Consider the following 4,289-nt stretch of genomic DNA (forward strand, 5'->3'; position numbering starts at 1 on the left):
GTTCGCGGCGGCCGAGGAGCGGCTGAGACTCGGCCGGGGCTCGGGCCCCGGCCTCGATCTGCGGCTGCAGCACGCCGTGTACGAGCGGACGGTGTACCGCAAGCTGCGCGCCGGTCTGGGCGGCCGGGTGGTCGGCGCCACCTCGGGCGGGTCTCCCCTGAACCGTGAACTGTCCCTGTTCTACTCGGGCATCGGCATCATGGTGCACGACGGCTACGGGCTCACGGAGACCGCGGGCGGGATCACCATGCAGCCGGCGGGCCGGGAGAAGATCGGCACCGTGGGGCAGGCGCTGCCGGGCACCGAGATCCGGGTCGCGGAGGACGGCGAGATCCTGGTGCACGGTCCCTCGGTGTTCCAGGGCTACATCAACGACGAGCGGGCGACCCGGTCGGCGGTGCACGCGGGCTGGCTGGCGACCGGGGACATCGGGCGGCTGGACACCGAGGGGTATCTGACGATCACCGGCCGCAAGAAGGACATCATCATCACCAGCAGCGGCAAGAGCGTCGCGCCGGCCGCCCTGGAGAACCGGCTGCGCATGCATCCCCTGATCCATCAGGCGGTGGTCGTCGGCGACGACCGTCCCTGTGTGGGGGCGCTGCTGACCCTGGACCCCGAGTTCGTGGCGCACTGGCAGGCCGGTCTTGCGATGCAGAGCGACGCGCGGGGCCGGGAGGCGCGCGAGGAGAACGCGCTGCGGGAGGAGATCACACGGGCCGTGGCGGCCGCCAACAGCCCGGTGGGGCGCGCCGAGTCGATCCGGGTGTTCCGGGTGCTCCCGCAGCCGTTCGACGTCGCGGGCGGGCTGTTGACGCCGTCGATGAAGCTGCGCAGGGACGCGATCGTGCGGAAATACGCGTTCGAGATCGACGCGATGTACCAGGCACGCGCGCGTGCCCCGCGACTGCCGACGGCGGACGAGCAGGTCACGGGGTGGGAGGACGCGGACAACGTGTTCCGGTAGGGCCTGTCCGGGGGGTCACTCCGGGCGGTGGGCGACGACCGCGAACATCGTCACGGACATGTGCAGCGCGCCCTGCTCGGCGGCCTCGGTGAGGTCGGCGTAGGCGCGGTCGCGCTGGGCCTCGGTGAGCGCGCCGCGGCGCACCGCGGACTCGCCGAGCATGCGGATCAGCGGCCAGACGACCGACCGGTGGTCCTGGAGCAGCGCCTGCGAACCGCGGTCGTCGACGACGAACCCGGCCGCGCTGAGCTGGCCGACGAGCCGGCGTCCCGCGTACGGGTTGGCCGCGCCGGTGAGGGCGCCCGAGGTGAGCGCGGCCATGATCTCCGGTTCGCCGGGGTGCAGGATCGTGGTCGCCCAGTCGGTGTCGAGGAGGGCCACGCGCCCGCCGGGCCGCAGCACGCGGGCCATCTCGGCGACCGCCTTGTCCGGTTCGGCGAGGTGCTGAAGCACCCGTTCGCACCAGACGACGTCCACGGAGGCGTCCGGCACGGGCAGGGACAGCGCGTCGCCGTCCGTGAAGCGCGCCGGGTTGTCGGCCTCGGCGGCGCGTTCCTCGGCGACCGTCCGCAGCCCGGGATTGGGCTCGACACCGAGCGCCGACCCGCTGTCCCCGACCGCCGCGGCCAGTGCACGCGTCGTCGAGCCGGTACCGGACCCGATGTCGAGGGCCCGCTCGCCGTCACGCGGGGCGAGTGCCTCGTGCGCCCAGGCCCGCAGCCGTCGTACGCCGGGATTGGTCTCCTGTATGTCGAGCGCGGCCACCAGCCTCGGCACGCTGCCGGGGTCGATGTTCTGGGTGCGGAAGCCGGACCCCGGCTCGGGCTGAGTGTGCGACATGGCGTGCACTCTACGGTCCGTACCGGTCGTCGACGGGGTGGTCAAAGGTCATTCAGGTACGCCATTTGTTCACGCGTCCGCGGCGTACGGAGGGCGTGGGCGGGGCATGCTGGTGCTCCACGCGTACGTCTGCCTGCCGCGCTCAGCTGGCGGAACGGCTCCCGGCACGGTGGGATCGATGTTGGTGCGAAGCAGCGATCCAGGGGCAGGCGTACGGCGTCGAGGCAGACCGCCTGGAGCCGCAGAAGGGATGAACACCGTGACACGACCGAGGATCCTGGTGGTTGGCGCAGGCTTCGCAGGAGTGGAGTGCGTTCGCCGCCTGGAGAGGAAACTGACCCCGGAGGAAGCCGACGTCACGCTGGTGACGCCGTTCTCCTACCAGCTCTATCTGCCCCTGCTGCCCCAGGTCGCCTCCGGCGTCCTGACCCCGCAGTCGATCGCCGTATCGCTGCGCCGCAGCAAGAAGTACCGCACCCGGATCATCCCGGGCGGCGCCATCGGTGTGGACATCAAGGCCAAGGTCTGTGTGATCCGCACGATCAACGACGAGATCGTCAACGAGCCCTACGACTACATCGTGCTGTCCCCCGGCAGCATCACCCGCACCTTCGACATCCCCGGGCTGACCGACAACGCCTTCGGCATGAAGACCCTCGCCGAGGCCGCCTACATCCGCGACCACGTGATCACGCAGCTCGACCTCGCGGACGCGAGCGACGACCCGGCGGAGAAGGCCTCGCGGCTCCAGTTCGTGGTGGTCGGCGGCGGATACGCGGGCACCGAGACGGCCGCCTGTCTGCAGAAGCTGACGCATGCCGCGGTCAAGCGCTATCCGCGTATCGACCCGGGTCTGATCAAGTGGCACCTCATCGACATCGCGCCGAAGCTGATGCCCGAGCTGGGCGACAAGCTCGGCAAGAGCGCGCAGGAGATCCTGACCAAGCGCGGTATCGACATCTCGCTCGGTGTCTCCATCGCCAAGGCGGGGCCGGAGGAGGTCACCTTCACCGACGGGCGGGTGGTGCCGACCCGGACGCTGATCTGGACGGCCGGTGTGGTCGCCAGCCCGCTGATCGCCACGCTGGGCGCGGAGACGATCCGGGGGCGGCTCGCGGTCACCGCCGACATGAAACTCCCCGGACACGACGGGGTGTTCGCGCTCGGCGACTCCGGCGCGGTGCCGGACGAGGCCAAGGGCGGGGACGGCGCGATCTGCCCGCCGACCGCGCAGCACGCGATGCGGCAGGGCAAGGTGGTCGCCGACAACGTGATCGCGACCCTGCGCAACCAGCCGTTGAAGCCGTACGTCCACAAGGACCTCGGGCTCGTCGTGGACCTCGGCGGCAAGGACGCGGTGTCCAAGCCGCTGGGCATCGAACTGCGCGGTCTGCCCGCCCAGTTCGCCGCCCGCGGCTATCACTGGGCGGCGCTGCGCACGAACGTGGCCAAGGTCCGTGTCGCGACGAACTGGACGCTGAACGCGCTGGCCGGCGACGACTTCGTGCGCACCGGCTTCCAGGCCCGCAAACCGGCCACGCTGAAGGACTTCGAGTACACCGACTCGTATCTCACGCCGGAGCAGCTGCGGGAGCACGTCGAAGGGGCCGGATCCCAGGAGCCGTAGCATCGGTCGTACGGATCTTGGCGTGAACCTGGGGAGAGTACGGCGGCGTGAGGGCAGCGGGACGGGCGGCGTGGGCACGGGTGCGGTATCGCGTCGCGGCGTCCGATCCCGGACTGCTGCGGCTGACGGCCGGGCTGCGGACGGTGGCCTCGATCGCTCTCGCGCTGGCCGTGCTCTCCCTGCTGCATGCCTCGGTGCCGCATCTGGTGGCCGGGGCGATGGCGGCGATGGTCTCCACGTTCGCGATCCGCGAGAAGCAGCGCGCGCGGCAGGCGGTGACGCTGGCGCTCGGTCTGCCGGTGGCGCTGGCCTCGGTGTCGCTGAGCGCGCTGCTGAACTCGCGGGTGGTCGCCGGTGACGTCTTCTTCGTCCTGCTGATCTTCGGCGCGGTCTACAGCCGCCGCTTCGGCGACCGCGGCACGGCCCTCGGCCTGATCGGCTTCCAGATCTACTTCCTGTCCCTGTTCGTCGGCGTGACCGTCTCCGCGCTGCCTCGGCTGTACGGCGTGATCGGCGTGGCCTTCGTGTGCAGTGCGCTGGTGCGGTTCGCGCTGGTGCCGGAGACACCCACGGGGACGCTGGACCGGCTGCGGCGGGCTTTCCGGGCGCGGTTCGCCCAACTGGTCACCGCGCAGCTCGCGTTGCTCGACGCCGGTCCCGACGACATGGAGAAGGCCCTCGACGACGTACGGGAGGGGACGGCGCGGCTGCACGAGACGGCGCTGCTGATCCAGGGCCGGCTGGAGGACGGGACCGCGGACGAGGCGGTGGCGCGGCTGGTGCAGCGCCGTATCGCCGACGCCGAGATCGCCGCCGAGCGGCTGGGGCTCCTGCTGCTGACCGCGCGCAGCGCCG

Annotated in this window: 3 protein-coding genes and 1 pseudogene; 3 read left to right on the forward strand and 1 reads right to left on the reverse strand. The window is 71.3% G+C overall.

The features are described 5' to 3' along the window. The coding region (locus tag R6V09_RS47305) for an AMP-dependent synthetase/ligase (RefSeq protein ID WP_317887639.1) at positions 1 to 967 on the forward strand (967 nt) is incomplete at its 5' end. Positions 968 to 982: 15 nt separating this feature from the next. Here the strand turns inward: R6V09_RS47305 and R6V09_RS47310 are convergent. After that, positions 983 to 1,807, reverse strand: a complete 825-nt coding sequence (locus R6V09_RS47310) for a methyltransferase domain-containing protein (RefSeq protein ID WP_317887640.1) — start codon at positions 1,805 to 1,807, stop codon at positions 983 to 985. A gap of 250 nt (positions 1,808 to 2,057) precedes the next feature. Here R6V09_RS47310 and R6V09_RS47315 point away from each other — a divergent pair, with 250 nt between their 5' ends. Together R6V09_RS47315 and R6V09_RS47320 are read left to right on the forward strand one after the other, a co-directional pair. Continuing rightward, positions 2,058 to 3,434 carry an NAD(P)/FAD-dependent oxidoreductase gene (locus R6V09_RS47315; protein ID WP_317887641.1) on the forward strand — a complete coding sequence of 459 codons (1,377 nt, stop codon included), beginning with the start codon at positions 2,058 to 2,060 and terminating at the stop codon, positions 3,432 to 3,434. A 47-nt stretch (positions 3,435 to 3,481) separates the two neighbouring features. Beyond that, positions 3,482 to 4,289: pseudogene (locus R6V09_RS47320) on the forward strand (FUSC family protein); the annotation flags it as partial.

Source organism: Streptomyces sp. W16, from assembly GCF_033194735.1.
Taxonomy (GTDB): domain Bacteria; phylum Actinomycetota; class Actinomycetes; order Streptomycetales; family Streptomycetaceae; genus Streptomyces.